The organism is Fibrobacter sp. UWR2 (assembly GCF_002210285.1).
In the GTDB taxonomy this organism is placed as follows: domain Bacteria; phylum Fibrobacterota; class Fibrobacteria; order Fibrobacterales; family Fibrobacteraceae; genus Fibrobacter.
Map to the genome: position 1 here is coordinate 671,785 of NZ_MWQE01000001.1, position 21,603 is coordinate 693,387.

At 54.9% G+C, this 21,603-nt stretch carries 19 protein-coding genes; 8 read left to right on the forward strand and 11 right to left on the reverse strand.

What is annotated here, in order from left to right:
• Positions 1-53 precede the first annotated feature (53 nt).
• Positions 54-1,028 carry a KamA family radical SAM protein gene (locus B7994_RS02685; protein WP_088636919.1) on the reverse strand — a complete coding sequence of 325 codons (975 nt, stop codon included), beginning with the start codon at positions 1,026-1,028 and terminating at the stop codon, positions 54-56.
• A 41-nt stretch (positions 1,029-1,069) separates the two neighbouring features.
• On the opposite strand from B7994_RS02685, the gene efp reads away from it, so the two are divergent.
• The 3 genes from efp (at position 1,070) to B7994_RS02700 (ending at position 4,594) form a co-directional block, all read left to right on the forward strand.
• Positions 1,070-1,654, forward strand: a complete 585-nt coding sequence (gene efp, locus B7994_RS02690; protein ID WP_088636920.1) for an elongation factor P — start codon at positions 1,070-1,072, stop codon at positions 1,652-1,654.
• A 489-nt stretch (positions 1,655-2,143) separates the two neighbouring features.
• Positions 2,144-2,902: a fibrobacter succinogenes major paralogous domain-containing protein gene (locus B7994_RS02695; RefSeq protein ID WP_088636921.1), complete on the forward strand. Its 759-nt coding sequence runs from the start codon at positions 2,144-2,146 to the stop codon at positions 2,900-2,902.
• 111 nt (positions 2,903-3,013) lie between these two features.
• Positions 3,014-4,594, forward strand: coding sequence for a sialate O-acetylesterase (locus tag B7994_RS02700; RefSeq protein WP_088636922.1), 1,581 nt, complete (start codon positions 3,014-3,016; stop codon positions 4,592-4,594).
• Positions 4,595-4,613: 19 nt separating this feature from the next.
• On the opposite strand, the gene B7994_RS02705 is transcribed toward B7994_RS02700, so the two are convergent.
• The gene (locus tag B7994_RS02705; protein WP_088636923.1) at positions 4,614-5,591 is read right to left on the reverse strand and encodes a hypothetical protein; all 978 of its coding nucleotides are present in this window, start codon (positions 5,589-5,591) and stop codon (positions 4,614-4,616) included.
• A gap of 26 nt (positions 5,592-5,617) precedes the next feature.
• Positions 5,618-6,040, reverse strand: coding sequence for a hypothetical protein (locus B7994_RS02710; RefSeq protein WP_088636924.1), 423 nt, complete (start codon positions 6,038-6,040; stop codon positions 5,618-5,620).
• A gap of 153 nt (positions 6,041-6,193) precedes the next feature.
• Between B7994_RS02710 and thiL the strand changes: the two genes are divergently transcribed.
• The 3 genes from thiL to B7994_RS02725 are packed head-to-tail and all read left to right on the forward strand — an operon-like array spanning position 6,194 to position 10,082.
• On the forward strand, positions 6,194-7,177 hold the full coding sequence (gene thiL / locus B7994_RS02715) for a thiamine-phosphate kinase (protein ID WP_088636925.1): 984 nt from the start codon (positions 6,194-6,196) through the stop codon (positions 7,175-7,177).
• A 14-nt stretch (positions 7,178-7,191) separates the two neighbouring features.
• Positions 7,192-9,108, forward strand: coding sequence for a GspE/PulE family protein (locus tag B7994_RS02720; protein ID WP_233143006.1), 1,917 nt, complete (start codon positions 7,192-7,194; stop codon positions 9,106-9,108).
• Between the two features lie 35 nt (positions 9,109-9,143).
• Positions 9,144-10,082: a UDP-glucuronic acid decarboxylase family protein gene (locus B7994_RS02725; protein WP_088636926.1), complete on the forward strand. Its 939-nt coding sequence runs from the start codon at positions 9,144-9,146 to the stop codon at positions 10,080-10,082.
• A gap of 66 nt (positions 10,083-10,148) precedes the next feature.
• Here B7994_RS02725 and nth read toward each other — a convergent pair whose 3' ends face one another.
• The 6 genes from nth to B7994_RS02750 form a co-directional block, all read right to left on the reverse strand.
• Positions 10,149-10,772, reverse strand: a complete 624-nt coding sequence (nth, locus tag B7994_RS02730) for an endonuclease III (RefSeq protein ID WP_088636927.1) — start codon at positions 10,770-10,772, stop codon at positions 10,149-10,151.
• Between the two features lie 27 nt (positions 10,773-10,799).
• A complete protein-coding gene (gene cysE, locus B7994_RS02735) occupies positions 10,800-11,588 on the reverse strand; it encodes a serine O-acetyltransferase (protein ID WP_088636928.1) in 789 nt (262 codons plus the stop codon).
• Positions 11,585-12,859 (reverse strand): phosphotransferase, encoded by a 1,275-nt coding sequence (locus tag B7994_RS02740; protein WP_144063719.1) that lies wholly within the window; start codon positions 12,857-12,859, stop codon positions 11,585-11,587. Before B7994_RS02740 ends, cysE begins: the two co-directional genes overlap by 4 nt.
• A 100-nt stretch (positions 12,860-12,959) precedes the next feature.
• Complete coding sequence (locus tag B7994_RS02745; RefSeq protein ID WP_088636930.1) at positions 12,960-13,319, reverse strand: hypothetical protein; 360 nt, start codon at positions 13,317-13,319, stop codon at positions 12,960-12,962.
• Between the two features lie 10 nt (positions 13,320-13,329).
• Positions 13,330-13,470: a hypothetical protein gene (locus tag B7994_RS14140; protein ID WP_173824323.1), complete on the reverse strand. Its 141-nt coding sequence runs from the start codon at positions 13,468-13,470 to the stop codon at positions 13,330-13,332.
• A 235-nt stretch (positions 13,471-13,705) separates the two neighbouring features.
• A complete protein-coding gene (locus B7994_RS02750; protein ID WP_088636931.1) occupies positions 13,706-14,488 on the reverse strand; it encodes a nitrilase-related carbon-nitrogen hydrolase in 783 nt (260 codons plus the stop codon).
• Between the two features lie 81 nt (positions 14,489-14,569).
• Here B7994_RS02750 and B7994_RS02755 point away from each other — a divergent pair, with 81 nt between their 5' ends.
• Both B7994_RS02755 and B7994_RS02760 read left to right on the forward strand, forming a co-directional pair.
• The gene (locus B7994_RS02755; RefSeq protein ID WP_088636932.1) at positions 14,570-16,936 is read left to right on the forward strand and encodes a hypothetical protein; all 2,367 of its coding nucleotides are present in this window, start codon (positions 14,570-14,572) and stop codon (positions 16,934-16,936) included.
• A gap of 41 nt (positions 16,937-16,977) precedes the next feature.
• Positions 16,978-17,655, forward strand: a complete 678-nt coding sequence (locus B7994_RS02760; protein ID WP_233142959.1) for a M15 family metallopeptidase — start codon at positions 16,978-16,980, stop codon at positions 17,653-17,655.
• 4 nt (positions 17,656-17,659) lie between these two features.
• Here the strand turns inward: B7994_RS02760 and B7994_RS02765 are convergent, their stop codons facing one another.
• Together B7994_RS02765 and B7994_RS02770 are read right to left on the reverse strand one after the other, a co-directional pair.
• A complete protein-coding gene (locus tag B7994_RS02765; protein WP_233142961.1) occupies positions 17,660-18,622 on the reverse strand; it encodes an L-threonylcarbamoyladenylate synthase in 963 nt (320 codons plus the stop codon).
• A 66-nt stretch (positions 18,623-18,688) separates the two neighbouring features.
• Complete coding sequence (locus B7994_RS02770) at positions 18,689-21,589, reverse strand: DUF349 domain-containing protein (protein WP_088636935.1); 2,901 nt, start codon at positions 21,587-21,589, stop codon at positions 18,689-18,691.
• Positions 21,590-21,603: the final 14 nt, after the last annotated feature.

Here is a 21,603-nt window from a genome sequence, read left to right on the forward strand (position 1 = left end):
CTCGTCATGCTCGCGAGCCTTTCTTTCGTCATGCTCGCGAAGGCGAGCATCTTTTACACAGGCGTCTTGCTCTTTTCACCCGCAATTTCCCTCACCAACTTCGGCACGAGGTATCCGGGCAGGCGCTTGCGGATTTCTTCAATCAGCGCGCGAGCGTTTTCATCGCTGACTTCAAAGTGCGCGACGCCGTTTGCGTGGTCCAGCTGGTGCAGGTAGTAGGGGAGCACGCCCTGCGTGAACAGCTTGCGGCTCAGTTTTTCGAGGGTCTCGGCGCTGTCGTTCACTCCCTTCAGGAGCACGCTCTGGTTCAAGAGCGTCCAGCCGGAGTACTTCAGCTGCCCGAAAACCATCTGCGATTCCTCGTCGAGCTCGTCCGGATGGTCTACGTGTGCCGTAAGTACGCACTCGAAGCGTGCGGGCAGTTCGCGTAGCAGTTCAAAGTGCTGCATCGCCACATCGGGCCGCATTATGGGGAGCCGCGTGTGGATGCGCAGTGTGGTGACAGAGCCGTGCATGGCAATCGCTTCCACCAGGTCGCGGAATTCTCCGGGGCCCAGCATGAGCGGGTCGCCTCCCGAAAGGATGACTTCCCAGATGTCGCTGTGCGTGTCGAGCCAGTCGCTCACCTGCCGTGCCACATCGGGTATGTTCTGGAAGGGGTAGTTCTTACGGAAACAGAAGCGGCAACGCGCACCGCAGGTGGCGGTCGAGACAATCAACGCCCGCCGGTCGTATTTCTGGATGACGCAGTCCGCCTTGCCCGCGGGCAGGTCGCCTACCGGGTCGTCCACGAATCCGGCGACATTTTCGCGCTCGGCAACATGCGGCAGGATTTCGCGTAAAAGTGCTTCGGGCTCGCCCGCCTTCTTGATTAGGTCGGCGTAGTGCCTCGAGCACACAAAGGGAAACTTGGGGCTTAAGTCTAGTTTGCCGTGCGGGGCCGCATTTGCGACGGCTGCCGCGCATTCCGGGCCCAGATATTCCAAAAAATCAGAAATTTGCGTGAAAACTTTTGTGGCGTCGTCCATTATATTGCTAAATTTAGAATCAAAATCAACAAGAGGATAATATGGGTACTGTAAGCACCAACGAATTCCGCAAGAAGTTAAAAATCATGGTTGATGGTCAGCCGTACGAAATCATCGAGAACCAGTTCGTGAAGCCGGGCAAGGGCCAGGCCTTCAACCGCGTTCGCATCAAGAACCTGGTGACTGGCCGTACTCTCGAACGTACTTGGAAGAGCGGCGACACTGTCGAAGAAGCCGACGTGACCTACACCGAAATGACTTACCTCTACAACGACGGTTCTACCTGGTACTTCCTGGACAATACCACTCAGGAAACTATGGAAATCGCCAAGGAAGCTCTCAACGGCTGCGAAGTGTGGCTGCTTGACGGCGCTACCGTCGAAGTGACCTGGTGGAAGGACCCGAAGAGCGGTTCTACGCTCCCCATCGAAGTCATCCCGCCGACCTTCGTCGACCTGATGATCGTGGAAGCTCCTCCGGCAGTGCAGGGCAACACCAGCGGTAACGTGATGCGCGAAGCCATCCTCGAAACCGGCGCCAAGGTGATGATCCCGCTGTTCATCGAGAACAACACCAAGATCCGCGTGGACACCCGCGACGGTTCTTACCTCGAACGCGCGAAATAAGACCGCTCGTTCGTCGTTTCGGGTGCGGAACCTCCGGTTCCTCACTCGCTCTCGCAACCACGCTCGGTTAATACCGAGCGCTTGTTGCTCACGGTAATTTTAGCGTGTCATCCTGGAGCGCGTAGCGCGATAGGATCCATACAAATTTCGCCTCGTCCTTGCGACGGGGCTTTTTGTTTGTGTTGCCCCATCAAAATGGTCGCTTTAGGGTGTTGGGGCATATAAAATGATTGAAAAATGGTTTTTATACGCCCCTTTGTTATGTTGTGTGTAGCATTTGTGGCTATTTTGCAATTTTCGGGCGTATAAATCAAGCTCATTGTTCTGTTTTATATGCCCCTTTGGTGTTTTGATGCGAGCCTTTGAGCTGTTTCGCGTATAAAGGGGCGTATAAATCGCGTTGTTTTGCCGGTTTTATACGCCCTGAGGCTAAAATCAGGCTTCTTTTTTGTTATGTTTTGCCTTGAATAGGTATTTTAAGGAGGATATATGCGTTCCCTTTGGCTTGGAGTTCTTGTTTGTGCAGCGATGTTTGTCGCCTGCGGTGACGACGGCAGCGATTCTGCGACTCGGCCCTCGGGCGGGTCTTCGTCGAATTTGGTTTCATTGGCGACTCCGTGCAAGACTGAAACGGAAGACAACTGCGAGTACGGCGAGTTGGTGGATGGCCGCGATGGGCAGGTTTACAAGACTGTGTCTATCGGCACGCAGATCTGGATGGCTCAGAACCTCAACTACGAAACAGCAAATAGCTACTGCTACAACGATAACGCCAGCAACTGTATCAAGTATGGGCGCCTTTACACATGGGCTGCTGCCATGGACAGCGCTGGTACATGGAGTGCGAATGGTGAAGGTTGCGGTGATGGAAAAACGTGCTTGGAGAGAAATCCAGTGCGTGGAGTTTGTCCCGAGGGCTGGCACCTGCCTAGCAAGGACGAATGGGAAACCTTGTTCACGGCAGTCGATGGAAAATCAACCGCAGGGACAAAACTCAAGTCTACGTCCGGGTGGAACAGAAACGGCAATGGCACGGATGATTTCTCGTTTTCGGCGCTCCCTGCTGGCAAAAGGTATGGTAGCGATGGGTATTACAGCAACGCGGGCGACTACGCGTACTTTTGGAGTGCTACTGAGTGGACGGGCAATTTCGCGTACAACATGTATTTGTACTACGATGGCGCGAGCTGGAGCGTCATAGTCAAGTACTACGGGTATTCTGTCCGTTGCCTCAAAGACGATCCCTAACTTTTTCAAAAAGTTTACGCATTGACAATCTGTCTATGGAACAAGGGCGCTTCGGGCGCCTTTTTCGCGTTTTGGAGGGTAGATTTAGAGTGTTGTTTGAAAGGAGTATGTATGGGATTTTTTAAACAACTCTCACGGTTTACGTCCGTGGCGTGTCTTGCCGCGGGCTTCATTGCGTTCGGGACTGCGCCTGCAGAGGCCGCTCCGGACCCGAACTTCCACATCTATATTGCGTACGGCCAGTCCAACATGGGCGGCACTGCCGATGCCCAGAGCGCCGACAAGGTCGAAAATTCGCGCTTCAAGATTTTCGCGACGCAGAAATGTTCGGGCAAGGGCCGCAACACGCTGGGCGAGGTCTACCCGGCGGTGCCATCGCTCTTCAACTGCGGCAACACGATCTCCATTGCCGACTGGTTCGGGCGCACTATGGCCGACAGCATGCCCGACGTGACCATCGGGATTATCCCGGTCGCGGTGGGTGGCGCAAGCATCAAGCTTTTTGACCAGGACCAGTACGCGAGTTACCTCTCCACGGCGGAGGATTGGCTGAAGAACTACGCGAAGGAATACGCGAGCGACGGCAACGTCACCAAGACGATTATCGATATCGCGAAGAAGGCTCAACAGGTGGGCGTTATCAAGGGCTTCATCTTCCACCAGGGCGAAACCGACGGCGGCTACCCGGACTGGCCGAAAATCGTGAAGAAAACCCGCGACGATATCCTCAAGGCGCTCGGCATGAGTTCCGATACGGTGCCGTTCGTGGCGGGCGAACTCCTGCGTTCGGGCTGCTGCTATTCCGACCGCGTATCGAAACTCCCGAATTCGATGGACAATACCTATTACGCGTCGTCCGAAGGCCTTGACGGCAACGGCGTGGACCGCTACCACTTCGGTCACGATGCCTACGTGACGTTCGGCAAGCGCTATGCGGAGCAGATGCTCAAGGCAATCAACCGCGCTCCGATAGTTCCCGAACCGCAGAAGCCGTTCAAGGGCAAACCGTTTGAAATTCCCGGCAAGATCGAGGCAGAAGACTTCGACATTCCGGGTGTCGGCTCGGGCAACGACTCCTACAAGGAAAACGATTCCGAAGACCATGGCGGTACCAATTACCGCGAAGGGACGGGCGTCGACATTTACAAGAAGGCGACGGGGTACATCGTGGGTTACAACCAGGAAGGCGAATGGCTCGAATACAGCGTGAATGTCAAGGAAGCGGGCGAGTACGCTTTCTTGGCGGCGGTTGCATCCGCAAACGAGACTTCGGGCTTCCAGATGTCGCTCGACGGCAAGAATATCACCGACGTGATCTCTGTCCCGAAAAACGAAGGCGAGGACAACTACGATGACTACAGTAAGGTTATGGCAAAAGTGGATCTTCCCGCGGGCGAACACATATTGCGCTTTACGGTAACCGGTTCCTGGATGGACGTGGATTACTTTGTGTTCGGAGAAGACGAAATCGTTTGCGTTGATAAATGCACAGACTTTGTAAGGCCTGCGCTATCGCATGCGACCGGAGCCGAAAGCTACCGCATCTTCGACATGAACGGCAACTATCTGGGAGAGGTGCGAGCCTCTGGAATGCAGGAACTACGGGCCAGCGCGAAAACCCTCGTGAAGACCGGCGGCATGTTCATTGCGAAATCCCGCGCAGGTTCTGCGACGATACGCGTGACGAAATAATTAGCGATTGTGCGTTCAGTTAGAGACCGAGCGATTTCCTGAACACCCGGGCGACTTCGTCCGGGTTGTCGCTTTTTAGCCAGCTGAGCGTCTCGGTGCCGCGGTAACTCCACGCGAAGATGTTGTCGATACCTGCGGCGCGGCTCTCTTCGACAGCAATCGCGAGGTCGTTCTCGCGGCCCGCTTCAATCTGGTACGCCTTCACCCACATCTGCACGGCCTTCCCATACTTGCGGGCGACATCCACTAACTTGCGCGCGGTTTCCGCATACTTCTCGCGGACCCATTCTTCGGTCGCCCCGCGTTCCCAGTACGGGTCGCTTGCCACTTCGTCTACGCTTTCAAGGCCTGCAACGCGGCTCCAGTCGTCGAGCCCCGCGGGGAACCACGGCGGCAGCATGCACACGCAGTTCCGCTTCCCGCGGGCGTGCACGTCCTCAGTCATTTCCTTCAGAAAATCAATGAGCGAATCTTCGCGGAATTTTTTCACATCGTCGGTGAGTTCTGCGGGCATCTCGTACCCGAAGCGTGCGCGGAACAGCTCGCGACACTTTTCACAGCGGCAGCTCCAGTTGCTAAGCCCGCCCTTCTCGAAATAGAAGTGCGGCTCATCCCAGAAAATCGTATCTACTTTTGTCGCGCAAACGGATTCAATCCACTTGTGCATGTACGCGCGGAATTCCGGATGGTTCGGGCAGGCGGCCACCTTGGGCTTGCCGTCAAGCGCCACCTGGCACAAGTCGTGATTGCGGGCGGTAAGTTCCGAATACGCCTCGCCGCCAAACACGCGGCCAACACCCCACGGGTTCACATAGACCTTCAGGCCCATGCCCGCAGAGGCGTCCACGATATCCTTCATCGTGCCGTAGTAATACTGCTGGTCTTCTTCGCTCCACGTGTGGAGAACCGCATTGAAACCCGCCGCCTTGATGTCGGCCATGTCGGCCAAAACATGCTTGGGCGAGCGTACGCCAAAGTAGCTTACACCTTTAATCATGAGTAGAATTTAGTATTTAGAGCGAATTAGTCGTTGGCCCACTGCGGGGTCGGGGTCTTGCGGAGCACCTGTTCGAGGGTCTCGCGCCATTCGTCTTCGTCGAGCGGGCGGCGTATCCAGTAAAGGCTGTTGTCGTTATCCTTCTGGATGGGCATGGAATCCGGGACGATTTCGACGATCCACGATTCGGGAATGCTGCTGTGGAGCCTCTTGCTGAACTCGATGTTCACTTCGGTGGGGCGGTCCGCATGGTCGAAAATGATGAGGGACGGGGTTTCGCCGACGATGAGTGCCGTTTCGAGAATTCCGGAAGCTTCTTCGACGGAATTGCAGGTGTACATCGTGCAATCTTCCGCCATGTCGTTCTCCAAAAGCCACTGGAGAGTCCACTGGCTCATCCTGTCAAGGCTCCCCGGGGAAGACGGCGAAATGAAGAAAATGTGTCCCATGGCCTAAAAGATAGGTATTTATTACGGGCTGTGAATAGATTTTTTGCCCTATTTTGAAAAATTATTTTCTACCCCATAATTATCGCCAACTTATCCACCATTTGTCGCCAAGTTGTTTTTTTAGGGGTCTTCCGAGTTATTTAAATTTGTGGTATGTTCCCTGATCTGGCCGAATTCAAGTTCATCGATTCCTTGCTAAAAAAGGCCTCCCCGATGGCGCCCGTGTCGCCCGTTTCGAGGTCGTGGCTCCCTGCCGGGGACGACTGCGCCATATTCGACGGCTGGCTCGTGACGAAGGACCTCTCGGTCGAAGGGACTCATTTTCGCATGGACTGGTCTACTCCGGAACAGGCTGTCGAGAAGCACATCGTTTCGAACGTTTCGGACATATCCTCGATGGGCGGGTCTGCGAAGTTTGCTCTCTCGGGAATCTGCATCAACAAGTCGTGGGACGCCCAGACGCGAAAGCGTATCGGCGATGCCGTAGCCGAGGGCTTTGCGAGGCGCGGGATTGCCCTGATTGGCGGCGATACCGTTTCGGCGGATTGCGGAATGCTGAGTACAACGTTGTTGGGAATCTCGGATAAGGGCGACCCCCTGCTCCGCTCCGGTGCCAAGGTTGGCGACGGCGTGTTTGTCGCAGGCACTCTCGGGAAGTCTGCCGCGGGGCTCTGGCTCCTGATGAACCACCCGGAGGCGAAGGATGAATTTCCGACGCTTGTCGATTACCACCTGGCCCCCACGATAGACGAACATTGTGGCGCAAGGCTCGTAGAAATGGGCGTTCGCGGGGCTTGCATGGACATAAGCGACGGGCTTTCCTCGGAACTCAACCACTTGGCCCTTTCGTCGGGCGTGGGAATCGAGATTGAGGAACGCTATATCCCGGTCGACCCCGAGGTTTTGCGCCTGTCTGCGCGCTATGGCCTTGACCCTCTTGAATTTGCGTTAAATGGTGGCGAAGAATACGAACTTCTTTTCACCGTATCTGTCAAAAATGATATATTTCCAAGAGATGACGCCCTTTCGGGAGGCGTGTTCAGGATTGGGACCGTAGTAGATGGTTCGGGAGTCCGTATGCGCTGCTCCGATGGGGAAAATAGGTTTGTTAAAGCACAGGCTTGGTCTCATTTATGATAAGTAATGTGAAAATGAACTTAGGCGAACTCCTGCTCCGTCAGCATGTCCTTGACGAAGACCGGTTGGCCCATGCCATTTCGGAACACAAGCGTACGGGCCTTTCGCTCGCGAAGGTGCTTGTCCGCCTGCAGATGGTTTCCGAAGATACGCTCACCAGCATTCTTGGTGTACAGATGCAGTCGGCCACCAAGATGCGCATCGGCGAAATGCTGCTTGCGCAGGGCTACATTAAGCAGGAGCAACTGGACAAGGCTCTCGAAACGCAGAAGACTACGGGCAAGCGTCTTGGCCGTACGCTGGTGGAACTGGGCTACATGCCCGAAGAAAGGCTTGTCGAAATCCTTTCCCGCCAGTTCGAAGTCCCGTACGTAAAGCTCGAGAACTTCTCCATCGACAACGACGCCTACACCTACCTGCCCGAAGAAATGTGCAAGCAGTACAAGGTGGTACCGCTGTTCGTCTCGAAGTCCGAGGATGACCGCAAGATGGTTCGCGAGGCCCTGACGCTTGCGATGACCGACCCGACCAACATGCGCGTTATCCAGATAGTCAAGTTCAAGGTCAAGATGGACGTGGATGTCGTGATGGCGTCTGAAGCGGATGTCATGAAGACTATCGAGCGCGTTTATGCAGGTCATGGTCCGCAAGAAGAATCTCTTGCCGAACTTATCAGCGAAAGCAAGGACGGCGAAGAACTCGAAACTGTCGAACGTGGCCAAGGGGGAAACGACGAACCCGAACTGAGTGACGAAGAAGGCCGTGCGGTCGTGAAGATCGTGACGACGCTTATCCACGAAGCCATTGCCCGCCACGCATCCGATATTCACCTGGAGCCGCAGGAAACGTTCCTCAAGCTCCGCTACCGTATTGATGGTGACCTGCAGGTGATGGCGCCGATTCCCGCGCGCCTCATGCCGCAGATCCTTTCGCGTATCAAGCTCTTGTCGAAGATGGATATCGCCGAAAAGCGTAAACCTTTGGACGGCCGTTTCACGGTGCGCTACAAGGGTTCCGAAGTTGACCTTCGTGTGAGCTCGTTCCCGATTTCGCTGCGTAAGCGCGGTGTTTGCGAAAAGATTGTTATGCGTATCTTGGACCCGAACTCCGGCCAGTTCCCGCTGAAGGACATGGGCTTTGACCCGCGCGTGTTCAAGCAGTTTATCGATGCGATTAACGCTCCGAACGGCATTGTGCTTGTTACCGGCCCGACTGGTTCCGGTAAGTCTACTACGCTTTACGCTTCTATCCGCGAGATTCTTGATTCCACGATTAACATTTCTACCATGGAAGACCCGGTGGAATTGAACATCGATGGCGTTAACCAAGGACAAATTAACAACGCCGCAGGCTTTACCTTCGCGGCGGGCATTCGCGCCCTGCTCCGTCAGGACCCGGATGTTATTATGATCGGTGAAATGCGTGACCAGGAGACGTCGTCCATGGCTATCGAAGCCGCATTGACGGGTCACTTGGTCTTCAGTACGTTGCATACGAACGACGCTGCCGGTTCGTTCCCGCGTTTGCTGGAAATGGGCCTGGAACCGTTCCTTGTGTCTACCGCTATCAAGGGTATCCTTGCACAGCGCCTTGTGCGCCGCATCTGCAAGTACTGCAAGGAGCCTGTGGAAATTTCCGAATCCCTGCGCGAAGAACTGCACCTCTCTCCCGACATGCAGTTCTACCATGGCAAGGGCTGTGACAAGTGCGATGGTTCGGGTTACAAGGGCCGTTGCGGTATCTACGAGTTCCTCGTGCCGAACGAATCCGTGCGTAACCTGGTTATCAAGCGTGCCTCCGGTGACGAAATCAAGCGTTGCGCCATGAAGGAATGCGACATGATTACGCTGCGTATGGATGGCATCAACAAGGCTCTGCAGGGCCTTACCACGCTGGAACAGGCGGTGGGCGCATCTGCACCGGATGATTGATTTGTAGTTTGTACGTTTATTGATTTGGAGAATCTATGCGCTGTTTGGTAACTGGTGGTGCCGGCTTTTTGGGTAGCCACCTGTGTGAAAGGCTTTTGGACGATGGCCACGAGGTCATCTGTCTAGATAACTATTTTACGGGCCGTATGGCGAACGTCGCGCACCTGCGTGATAACAGGAGTTTTGAACTCATCCGCCACGATGTTACGGAACCGATTTTGCTGGAAGTGGACCGCATCTTTAACCTCGCGTGCCCCGCAAGCCCTATCCATTACCAGTTTAATCCGGTGAAGACCATCAAGACGAGCGTGATGGGTGCCATCAACATGCTTGGCATGGCCAAGCGTGTGAAGGCGCGTATTCTGCAGGCCTCAACGAGCGAAGTCTACGGTGACCCGGCAGTGCACCCGCAGACCGAAGACTACTGGGGAAACGTGAACCCCATCGGTATCCGCAGTTGTTATGACGAAGGCAAGCGCGTTGCCGAAACGTTGTTCATGGATTACCACAGGCAAAATAATGTGGACATCCGCATTGTGCGCATTTTCAATACTTACGGCCCGCGCATGTTGCCCAACGATGGCCGCGTGGTATCTAACTTCATCGTGCAGGCGCTCAAGGGCGAAGACCTCACCATTTACGGCGACGGCAGCCAGACCCGCAGCTTCTGCTATGTGGACGACCTCATTGAGGGCTTTGTGCGCATGATGAACCAGGACAAGATTATCGGTCCGGTGAATATCGGGAATCCTGGTGAATTCACGATGCTTGAGCTTGCGAAGGAAGTGCTCGAACTGACGGGTTCCAAGAGCAAGATAGTCTATAGGCCGCTCCCCGGTGACGACCCGAAGATGCGCCGCCCGAATATCGACCTTGCGAAGAGCGCACTTGGCTGGGAACCGACTATCCCGCTGCGCCAGGGACTCGAGAAGACGATTGTCTACTTTGAGGAACTGCTTAAGGGCGAACGCTAGCAGTTTGCAGATACTAGGACTTGTCATGCCCGGCTTGACCGGGCATCTTTATTTCTTTTAATAGGATTACTTACAGCCTACTACTTTGCAGATGGGGCAGTTTTCAGGCTTGTGTCCCATTGCCTTGCAGTACGTGCGCCCGAAGTAGATAATCTGCAGGTGGCGCTTTTCCCATTCTTCCTTGGGGAATATTTTCTTGAGATCGGCCTCGGTCTGTTCGACGGAACTGCCGTCCGATAGTCCCCAGCGCTTTGCAAGTCTGTGGATGTGCGTGTCGACGGGGAAGGCGGGTGTCTTGAAGGCGTGAATCATCATGACACTTGCCGTCTTGTGGCCCACGCCGGGGAGGGCTTCCAGTTCCTCGAAGGTGCGGGGGACCTCTCCGCCGTATTTCTCGACTAGCGTTTTCGACAGGTTATAGATGTTCTTGCTTTTCGTGTTGAAGAATCCGCAGGGTTTGATAATCTCGGCGATGTTTTCGACCCCAAGCTTGACCATGGCAGCGGGCGTTTTCGCCTTCTTGTACAGGACTTTCGTTACCTGGTTTACGCGTATGTCGGTACACTGCGCACTCAGCACGACGGCTACGAGCAACGTGAAGGGGCTGGTGTAGTCGAGCGGTATGGGCGGGTTGGGGAACAACTCGTCTAGTTTATCGCCGATGAACTTGATTTTGTCTGTTTTTTTCATGCGGCCTCAGTTGCGCGGGCAAACGGGCTAGTCGCAGTCTCGCGTGAAGTCCTGCTGCATGTTGAAACTGGGCATGTCGTCGGTCGGGTGTCCGACTTCGACGGCAGGGACGCCTGCGTAGGTCGTGTGCGGCGGCACATCGCAGAGCACAACCGCTCCGGCGCCAATTTTCGCGCAGTCGCCGATGTGGATGTTGCCGAGCAGTTGGGCGTGTGCACCGAGCATCACGCCGTTCCCGATTTTCGGGTGACGGTCGCCGGTCTCGTTACCGGTACCGCCGAGTGTCACGCCGTGCAAGAAACTCACGTTGTTGCCGACGACGGCAGTTTCGCCGATGACAATGTTTGTCGCGTGGTCAATCAGGAGACCGTGCCCGATCTTTGCGGCCGGGTGGATGTCCATGCCGAACTTGCGGCTGATGATGTTCTGGAGCATCTTGGCGGGGAAGGGGCGGTTTTCCGTCCAAAGGGCGTGTGCCACGCGGTATGCCTGCAAACCCTGGAAACCCTTGAACAGCAGGAGCGGCTCGAGGTAGCTGGTGCAGGCGGGGTCGCGGAGAACGGTAGCCTTGATGTCCTTTGCGGCCCAGAGTAGAAGGTCCGGGTACTTGGCGTAAATCTCGCGGAACATCTTTTCCAGTTCGTCGCGGTCAATAACTTCACCGGCCAGCTGACAGGCGAGAGTCACGCCGAGCATGTCCGCAAAGTCTTTGCGGCTGAGTACCTGTTCTTCGAGCATCAGCTTGGAGAGCGGTTCTTTTTCGACTAGGGCTTTTGCCTCGTCGCGGAGCGACTTTTCCATTTCTTCGACTGTCATAGCGGTTGCAAATATAGAAAATTGAGGAGCGCGCTTGCCGGAATGTGGAACCAGCCGGGGCGGAATTCCAGTTCGTAGCAGGCCTCGTAAATGGCTTTCGCAAGCACGTAGGGCGCGCAGGCGGTTTCGAGGGCTGCGGCATCGATGTGGGCGGCTTGCGCGTAGCCTTCGAGAAAAGCGCGTTCGCAGGTGGCGCTGTCGTAGGCTGCGGTGGCGCCTGCATACTGGAAACTGCGCAACATTCCCGCAATGTCGACTGCGGGGGAACGCATCGCCCTGCGGTACTCGAGACTGCGGGAGGGCTCTCCCTCGAAATCGAGAATCTTGAATACCTGAGCATTTTTTTCAGTAGAGGACTGCGCAGAAACCAGCACCTGCCCCAGGTGATAATCCCCGTGGATGCGCTGCGGGGCGAACAGCGTTTCTGTTGTGCCGTCGAATGATTTTGCCGCAATCTCGCGGAGGCGAGGAAGTTTCTCTGCAACGCTTGCTAAAAGCGCGCTCGTCTCGTTGCCTGCGGGAGTTCCGGCGCCTATTGCATTATGCAGGAGCCGTTCCAGTTTGTCGAACGGGATGTCGGGGGCTTGCGGCTGCGTTCCTGTAAGGCCTTTCAATGCGCAGTGCATTTCTGCGGTCGCTTCGCCTAGGCCGAACGCTGCCTGCGTGAGCGATTTCTGGTCTTGCTTGCCCTGTGTAAAGAACGCCCACGCGTCTTGCATGCAGGTGAGTCGCTCCTCGAGAATTCCCAGTGCATATTCATTGCCGGAATCATCGATGTACTTGCACGAACCATAGAAATGCGGTATGGCGTCAAGGCCTTCTTTTTCTAGGTGCTCAAGGGTTTCTACTTCAGGGTGGGCGCCCGCTTGCAGCCTGCGGTAGAGCTTGAAGAACAGACGCTCGCTTGCGAATGCGGAATTGCTCTGCTCAGCATCGAGCGGGCGGATTGCCGAAAGGCTTTTTTGCAGGTCGCCATGCTGAGTCTTTGCTGTAAAATCGTGACCGCATTTGAAGACGATTTTCCCGGAACTTGCCGCGTAGCTTTTTTCTGGCGCAGAAAACGCCTCTTCGAGCATGTTCCCGATGCGGCATTCGTCTTCGATGAGGGCGTAGAAATCGGGTGCGCGGTTTTCGCTGGCATTAAATGTTACGCGGACGATCGAGATGGCACATCCGGCGATAGATGCGCGGGTCTCCTCCGAAACGGAATCAATCCTTGCGCCCTTGCCCATGAACCAGCGCTTGCTGGAAATGCCTTGCATATCGTCCATATGCAAAATTATAGCAATAAGCAAATGAAACGGGGCATATAAAAAAGCCGTTTGTTGCTTCTTATATGCCCCGCAGCATTTTACCCCGTATAAAAACTTTTTATTTGTGCGATGGCAACGTGGGGAAGTACCCCTGCTGGCGCAACGCCGCGAGCACCTTCAGCTTGTTGTTGGTCGGTTCTGCCATGAGTCCATCGAGCACGAACTGCGGGATACGCTTTTGGGGCCTAAACTGCGGTGGTAAATCGCGGTAGTTGCCGAGTTGCCACATGTAAAGCATCTTCTCGATGAACTGGTCCCACGGAAATTTATCTGCCTGCGTCAACATGAATCTCGCGGGCTTCTTGTAGTCCGTCGAATCCAGGAGCAGCGAGCCATCTTTATAACATGCAAAAAGCGCAGCCTGCCTCTCCATCATCTGGGTTGCGGGCTGCGCTGGAATGGTAAGAATAAGCGGCATTGTGCTAGGACTATGCGGCAAGAACTTCGCGTTGGATCTGCGTGTACTGGTAATTAGAAATTGCTGTAATTCTCAGCACCAGATCACGGGTGATTCCCGCCTTGATGAGGGCCCTAGCATAATTCATCTTGTTCATGTCGGGTGTTGTCATAGGAACCTCTGGAAGGGGTGTTGAACTTCTTTTCGTTATTAAAAACATAGTATTTTTTTATGAAAAAAGGAGGGCGTTTTAGGGGTGTTTTTGAAAGCGTGTATTATTGCTCACACGCGAGTTTAAGTGATGATGTCAGTATTGCTTTGAACAATAAGGAGTTACACAAAAAGTATTCCATGAGGGATTATTTCCACATGGATTATTGGTGTGATGTGAGTCACTAGTGCTGACGTCAGATTCCTGCGAGAACGGGGAATTCCTTGCGATAATTTTCCGCGAATTCTGCGTCAATTCGCGCAGAAATGATGCATTCCTCGTTCCCCTGCGCCTCTGCGATGATTTCGCCGAGAGGGTTAACTATTTGTGAATTACCTGTGTAGTTTCTGTCGCTAGAAATGCAGTTGACTCCGGCGACGTAAGCTTGGTTCTCTATGGCGCGCGCCTTGAGTAGCGCATTCCAGTGCGCGATGCGCTTTGCTGGCCATGCGGCCTGCACGGTAAAGAGGTTGGCGCCGAGCTTTACTGCATCCCTGTAGAGTTCTGGGAAGCGCAGGTCGAAACATACGGTCGGTGCAACTTGCCATTCATTTATTTCGAACAAACTAGCGTCGCTCCCGCCGGTGAATTTCCCTTGCTCCATAAAGAAGGGCTTGCGCTTGTCGTAGTGCGCAAATTCAATGTCGCTTTCTGCGGTGTACACGCTAGTGTGGTTTGTGAGCAAGCCTGTGTCGGAGCTTGAAATTCCGGACCCCATCACGATGCATCCGGTCTGCTGTGCAAGCCCGTGCAGGAACTGTGCCGTTTCGCCGGCAGCCGATGTCGAAAAATTTTCTGCAGCCTTTTCCGGGTGGAGCGGAAGGTAGCCTGTGGCGAACATCTCGGATAGTACAATTAGTCCCTTGACTGGGTCGTCGGCCTTTTTCCGGATATCGCGTACGAGAGCTTCGACTTTCGCGAAGTTTTTTGCCTTGTCGTTTGCGGCGACTTCCATTTGAACCAGAAAGATGTCTAGCATACTGAAGAAAATATAAAATATGGCGGTTCTGTGTGGAGGGAATGTGGTTGTCGCGCTTGTGAAAATTCTAATTTGTGGAATATGAGATTTAGCCTCCTGATTGTACTGGCTCTTTTCCTTGCCGCGCTTGCCTATTCCGCGACTCCAACCCCGATTGTGGGTGTTGTTCTTGAATCTGGGTCGGATCTGCCTCTCGACGATGTGCAGATTACATACCGCTCCGGCAAGAAGTTGGGCAAGACATCTTCGGATGGCCGCTTTGAACTTACGGTCGATTCCAGGAATGCGTCGCTCGTGTTCCAGAAAGAAGGATTCGACAGCGTATATGTTGACCTGCAGGATTTTGCCGACTTGCTGGATATGGTCGTGACGCTTTCGTCTAACCTGCGGGACCTCGGGGCCAGCACGATTGTCGGCGGGGGAGAACCCGTGAAGTGGGAACCTGACCGCAAGGTGTCGGTGGACAAACTGGAAGATGCGGCGGGCATGCGCTTTGACCTCACGGAACACTTGAGCCAGGTGCCCGGAATTTCGGGCCAGAAGGATTTCAGTAACGCTCTTTATTACGAAGGCTCCCGTGCGGGTGACGTGGCATACCACCTCGGGCGCCTGCGCATTCCGAACATGCGCCATCTCGATGTCGGCTTTCCTGGAAACCTCTCGATCGTGAATCCGCATATTCTGAGCGGGATAGAAATTCATGACCATTACGGGACTGGTCCGATAGGCCAGGGACTTGCGACTTCGGTGCAGTACATGCCCGAACAGACAAAGGGAGAATGGGGCCTCAAGGGCGCTATGGGCCTTACGGTGCAAGAAATCCAGTTCGATGCGCCGTTCCTGTTCTGGGATAGTTTCCGCTTCGCCTTCCGCAGGCTCGATGGTGACATGCTCAAGAACCTGGGCGAGAAGTTCTTTACGGAATTCCGCAAGCGCGACGGCGAATGTACGTCGGATTGTCGTGTAAAGTCTTCGGACCCCTTCGACCTGTCTGCGATGGACTTCTATGCCCAGCTGAATGGTTCCGACAGTATGGGCAATACATGGGCCCTGCGCTCCCTTTATAGTACGGATGAATATTCCATAAGCCAGGATACGATGACTTCTTACGACGAGGTCAACTCGGTCGATATCATCAGGGGAAACCAGAACTACTTGGTTATTGGTGCGGAATATGCCTCGAAGTTCGGGACAAGCTTGCATGCAGGCTATGTACGCCAGTACCTGAGCGACACGCTTCAGGATACGACTGGTTTCCGCAGCAACGCCATGTCGAGGGAGGCTTCGGCATTTATCGATGCCTACGAAGAAATTCATTCCACGTTCAGCGCGGGTGCCGACAAGAATTTCAAGATGAAACTTCTCGGGTCGGACGTGAGCGGAGCTCTGCTTTACGAGCATCACCTGGTCGAACGCAATTATCCGGACTTTGGTGGCACGCAGTCTAGCGACTACCAGACGGGCGTGCTTTCGGGAACGAGCCGGTTTAACTGGAAGAACGACTATTCGCAGGCGATATTCTCGCTCGGCGCGATTGCCGATGCCGTGGACCATAATGCAAGGCCGACTGCTTCTATCGATTTCGAGAAGAACCTGACCGAGAAGGATTCTTCCTATTGGCGTGTCTTTGGTAATGCGGCCTACCGTAGCGACTGGAAGCATTTCTACGATGATGGCGACCTGAGCGGGCGTTTGGAAACAGGAGCATCTGCAAAGCTTGGCCTTGGCTTTAATTCCAAGTTCCTGGTAGCCCAGGCGAGCGGATTTGGTCGCTATTATTTCGATCCCTTGCTCCCGATGCCGAAGGCCTATGCGCAGTACAAGGATATTACTCCTGTGGATTATGCTTGGGTGCTCGGTGCAAATGCGAAGGTGGAATGGAAAACCTGGCATCATTTTGCGATGTCTACGAATATCAGTTCCGTGTATGGTGAATACGAACTCGACGAGGGCTCTCTCCCGTGGGAAGCGAATTCCAGACTCGATATCATATCGCATTTCCGTTACTACCCGCGCAAGGATTCCCTGTTCTCGATTATCCTTACGCACCATGCCGCCTTGCACAGGCCGCTCTACTACTACAACATTACGCCGTCCTATGCCGAAATGCAGGGCAAGGAGACCGTCCGGTACAATGGCACGCGCCGCTTGCGCGATCTTGAGGAATTTACCGACATGTTCCGCACGGATATTCGCGTGAACCTCGATATCATCCGCGAGAAGGGATGGTTCCGCAAGTCGAGATTCTATCTGGAAGTGGATAACTTGTTCGCGAACCTCGATGTGGATGCACTGCGCTTCCTGGGTTCTGAGAATGCGCGCGAACGTTCGTGGGTTGTACAGGATTCCGACAAGAATACGCAGAATGGATATGACCTGAAACCGTTTATGGCGAAGGGCATGGGACTCTACTTCCAGTTCGGTATCGAAGTCATGCTGGGAATCTAGTGATGCGCTTCATTCTGTTTTTTCTCTTCGCCGTAGCGGCGATGGCTCACGAAACAGACATCCCATTTGAGCCCAAGAAGCCCGAAAAGCCGTTGCGGTTCTGTACTGCCGCGAAGCAGTGGGTGGAGTACGCCAGCAAGGATACGAACCTTGTCGAGATTACGAACATGAAGGGACTTCGCATGGACCTGCGTTACGGAACGTTCAACAACGTGACGGGGCATGACATGTACTGCGGTATCCAGCGGGCGTTTGTCCACAGGGATGCACTCCCGAAGTTGAAGAGGTCGCTTTCACTTATCGCGAAGGAACTGCCCGGATACTCGCTTGTGATTTTCGATGCCGCCCGCCCGATGTATGCGCAGTCGGTGCTCAAGCAGGCGGTTGTGGGCACGCCGTACACGAATTACGTGTCTTCTGGAAAGACGGGCGGGCTCCACAATTACGGCCTCGCGCTGGACCTTTCGCTGGCTGATTCCACGGGCGCTTTGCTCGACATGGGGACAGATTTCGATTCGTTCGAGCGCTGCGCGGGCGAGGTGGGCGAGGCGGCCGCTCTTGAAAGCGGGCGGCTCACTCAGCAGCAGGTCGATAACCGCAAGCTTCTGCGCAATATCATGAAGCGCGCCGGCTGGGTTTCGCTTAGTAGCGAATGGTGGCACTTTAACGCCTACACCCGCGCCTATACCAAGGAACACTACCCGCTGTTCCCGATGTAAATGGTTACGGCAGCGCCTTGATGCTGGCTCGTTTCAGGCGGTCGTTCAGCGCCATGCCGACTCCGGTATTCGGGATCGGGTCTACGAGAATCAGGTCGTAGTCGGGCGTATCGAGGTCGTGCATGAACGCATATAGGTTTGCAGTCGCTTCGGTCATGTCGCCCGTTTCGGATAAGCTCACTGTGGCGGGAATCGGCCCGGCCTGTTGCCCGAATGCAATGCGCACGGTATGTTCCGGCAGTTTGTAGTTTGTGGGAACGGTTCCGAAATAAAGCGGTACGGAAGGCTTGTAATGCGTGTCGCATTGCCCCGGCGCTTCCATTGCCTGCCCGGGCTTAGAAGAAGACTCCTTGATGGCAACGGGGCCGACAACGCTGGCGAACATCTCGGGCGTGATGGCGCCCGGGCGCAGTACCGTCGGTGCGCCGACAAGCGATATGATGGAACTCTCGACACCGACGGAGCAGGGGCCGCCATCGACAATGCCTGCGATGCGGTCGGCAAGCTGTGCTGCGACATGCTCGGCAGTCGTGGGGCTCACGTGCTTGAACAGGTTTGCACTCGGGGCTGCAAGCGGCAGGCCCGATTCCTTGATAATCGCCTGCGCTACGGGGTGGCTCGGGAACCTTACCGCCACCGAAGGGAGCGCGCTTGTGCACAAGTCGGGAATGCAATCCTTCTTCGGCAAAATCATGGTCATCGGGCCCGGCCAGAAGGCTTCCGCCAGCCGGTATGCGGCATCGGGAATGTCGCGGGCGACGTTCTCCAGTTCCGCGATGTCGGCAATATGCACGATAAGCGGGTCAAACGTCGGGCGCTCCTTGGCGGCAAAAATCTTCGCGAGCGCTTCGGGGTTGTAAGCGTTCCCCGCAAGCCCATAGACGGTCTCTGTCGGGATGGCGACCACTTCGCCGGCCTTTAGCAGGTCGGCAGCTTCAGAAACGCTTGTCCATGGAGGGAACTTCATTATGGCACAAAAATAAAAAAAGGATGGCAAGTTTGCCATCCCTTTAAGATTGTCTTTTGCTTGCGGTTACGCTTCCGGAGCAGCGGCAGGGGCTTCTTGCTTCGGTTCGTCCTTGCGGCCGAATGCGAATACCTTGTCGCAGGCACCATTGAAACGCTTCCAGACCTTGTCGGACTGGTCGCGCGGAACGGCGCCGACTTCTTTCCAGAGCCTGCGCAGGTGCTTCACCTTGTTCATCGCTGCACCGACGTTGGCTTCGTTCAGGTCGCCAAGCAGGTCTTCGGCCTGTTCGCAGAGCAGAACCTTCTTCTGCAGGTTGTTCTGGCGGGCCTGTTCCTGGATGTCCAGCTGGTCGCGGCGGCGCGTGAAGAAGTCGTCGCAGGCTTCGCGGAAGGTCTTGTGAATTTCTGTGTCCTCGATGCCGCAAGATCCGAGCTCGCGCCATTCCTTCTGCAGGTCGCGAACGGCATCGGCAAGCTGGTTAGAGCCGGCACTTTCGGCGAACTGGCGTACCTTGTCAATCATTTCGAGTTTCTTTTTCTTGATGCCTTCCAGCTGCTTGCGGAGGGCTTCGTCAGTTTCGGCCATCGCAGAGATAAACTGGTTCATCTTGGAGTTGAAACGCTCGTTGATGGATTCGACGGCTTCCTTCGGCACCATACCGATGGCCTTCCATTCTTCGCGGATAGCCTTGATGGCTTCGACGGTCTCGGGAGTGATGTTTGCAGAGTCCATCGCATCGAGCTTGTCGCAGAGGTTCACCTTCTTGACGAGGTTTTCCTGCTTTGCGGAATCCATTTCTTCGAAGTGCGTGCGCTTCTTGTCGAAGAAGGCATCGCATGCGCTGCGGAAGCGGGTCCAGATTTCTTCGGACTTGCTCTTGGGGACAGGGCCGGTGGCCTTCCAGGAATCCTGCAACTGCTTCATCTTGTTGGATGTCGCATTCCAGTCGGAGGAATCCTTCAGGGCTTCGGCTTCTTCGCAGAGCATCAGTTTCTTTTCGAGGTTCGCTTCGCGGTTCTGGTCTTCTTGTTTGATGCTTTCCTTGTACTGGGCAAAGAATGCGTTGGAAGCCGCCTTGAAGCGGTCGATAAGGGCGTTCAGGCTTTCCTTGGGCACCATGCCGATTGCCTTCCAGGATTCCTGGATTTCCTGCATGGCCTTGTACTTGTCTTTCCAGAACATGGAGGTGTTCGCCACGAGTTCCTCGATTTTCTGGCAGAGGGCTTCCTTGCTTTCGAGGTTCTTCTGGCGTTCGGCCTCGCGTTCTTCAATGAACTGCGCGCAGTTCGAACGGATTTGGGTGTAGAGGGCCTGGAACTTGTCGCGGAATTCCACGAACTTCGCCGGGGAGACGGGTCCGATGTTCTTCCACTTGTTGCTGTATTCGCGCAACTTGTTAAGCACGTCCTGGCTACCGGGTTCCTTCGCAAGCATTTCCATCTCTTCGAGGATGTTTGCGCGGTCGTTTTCGTTGTGCCAAGATTCCCACTGGCGCATTTCCTGGAAACGTTCGGTAGCGCTCTTGTACTCGAGCCACAGGTCGTGGTACTTGAACTTCTGTTCTCCGACGATATTCTTCCATTCGGCGAATGCGTCGCGGAGTTTCTGGCTCAGGTTCTTGAAGTCCTCGTTCTCGTCGAAGCCCTTTACACGTTCGATAAGGGCGCGGAGTTTCGCGGAATTGGCTTCGAATGTCTTCTGGGAGGCTTCTTCGAATGCAGTGATCTTTTCCTTGAGCTTGTTGCGCAAGGTGTTGTAGCTTTGGAGCAGCGGGTCGTCGCCTTCGAGTGCGGGGAACTTTTCCCATTCGCGGACCAGGGCATGCAGGTGCTTGGACGTCGCTTCGGTAATGTCGGAATCGGCGAGAGCCTGGAACATCTCGAGGAGCTGCGGGCGAGCCTTCGCTTCTTCGTTTGCGATTTCTTCGGTCTTGACTTCCGGTTCGGGCTTTTTCACTTCCTGGGTGCGGACGAGGGCGAGGTTGAACCGCTTCACGCTGTCTGCATCCATGATGGACTTCTTTTCGTTCCATTCGGCGGTGATCTCGCTTACGCGCTCTGCCTTTTCAGTGACTTCGCCGGCATCGAGGATTGCCTCGAGTTCAGCCAGGAGTTCACCTAGGTGCAGCTGCTGCTGTTCCTTTTCGGCCGCGGCCTTTTCGGCGGCGATGCGTTCGGTGTCGGCTTCCTGCAGGAACTTCTCGTAACTGGCGTAAATTTCATCGAGAGCGGCCTGTTCCGAACCCATACCGAGGGCCTTGGCTTCTTCCATCAGGGATTCGAACTTGGACTTGACCGAGAACGGGTTCTTTTCGGCGGCGAGATGGTGCGCCTGCTGGATAAGGGCGTGCCTCTTGCCGGCGAGGAGGGCTGCTGCCTTCTTGCCGTTGTCTTCGGCTTCTCTCTTTACACGGAGCTTTTCGTTGGCAATCTTTTGGACGGAATTGTGCTTGGACTTCTTGGAGACTTCTACCAGCGACGGTTCGGATTCAATGCGTTCGACGGCAACCTTGGCGATTTCTTCTTTCGCGTCCTTGGTGGCGGCCTGCACGAGCACGTTCGTCTTGCCGGTGTTCTTGATGAGTTCCATGCGCAGTTCGGAACTCGGCATCGACTTTGCGAGTTCTTCGGCGTAGCGCGTGTCCTTCAGTTCGTTCACAAATGCCAAAACTTCATCATTCGCGGGTTCACGGAAAACCTTGAGCATCTTGGTGACTTCTTCGAAATAACGCGATTCGGCCAGTCTGCGGATGCCGGCCTCGCTGTCCCTTTTGGAAATTGCCGAAAGGGACGGTATCAAGGTCAGTTTTTTCACGGCTGCGCTTCTTACGCTACTATCTTCATCGGAAAGGGCAATGCGTTCCAGGGTGCTCTGTTCGCGAGCGTCCATCTCCTCGACTGCCTCAAGGCGCCTTTCGGGGTTGGAATTCTGCCATTTCGGTTTAAATGCGTCCAATAAGCTCATATATCATCTCCAAT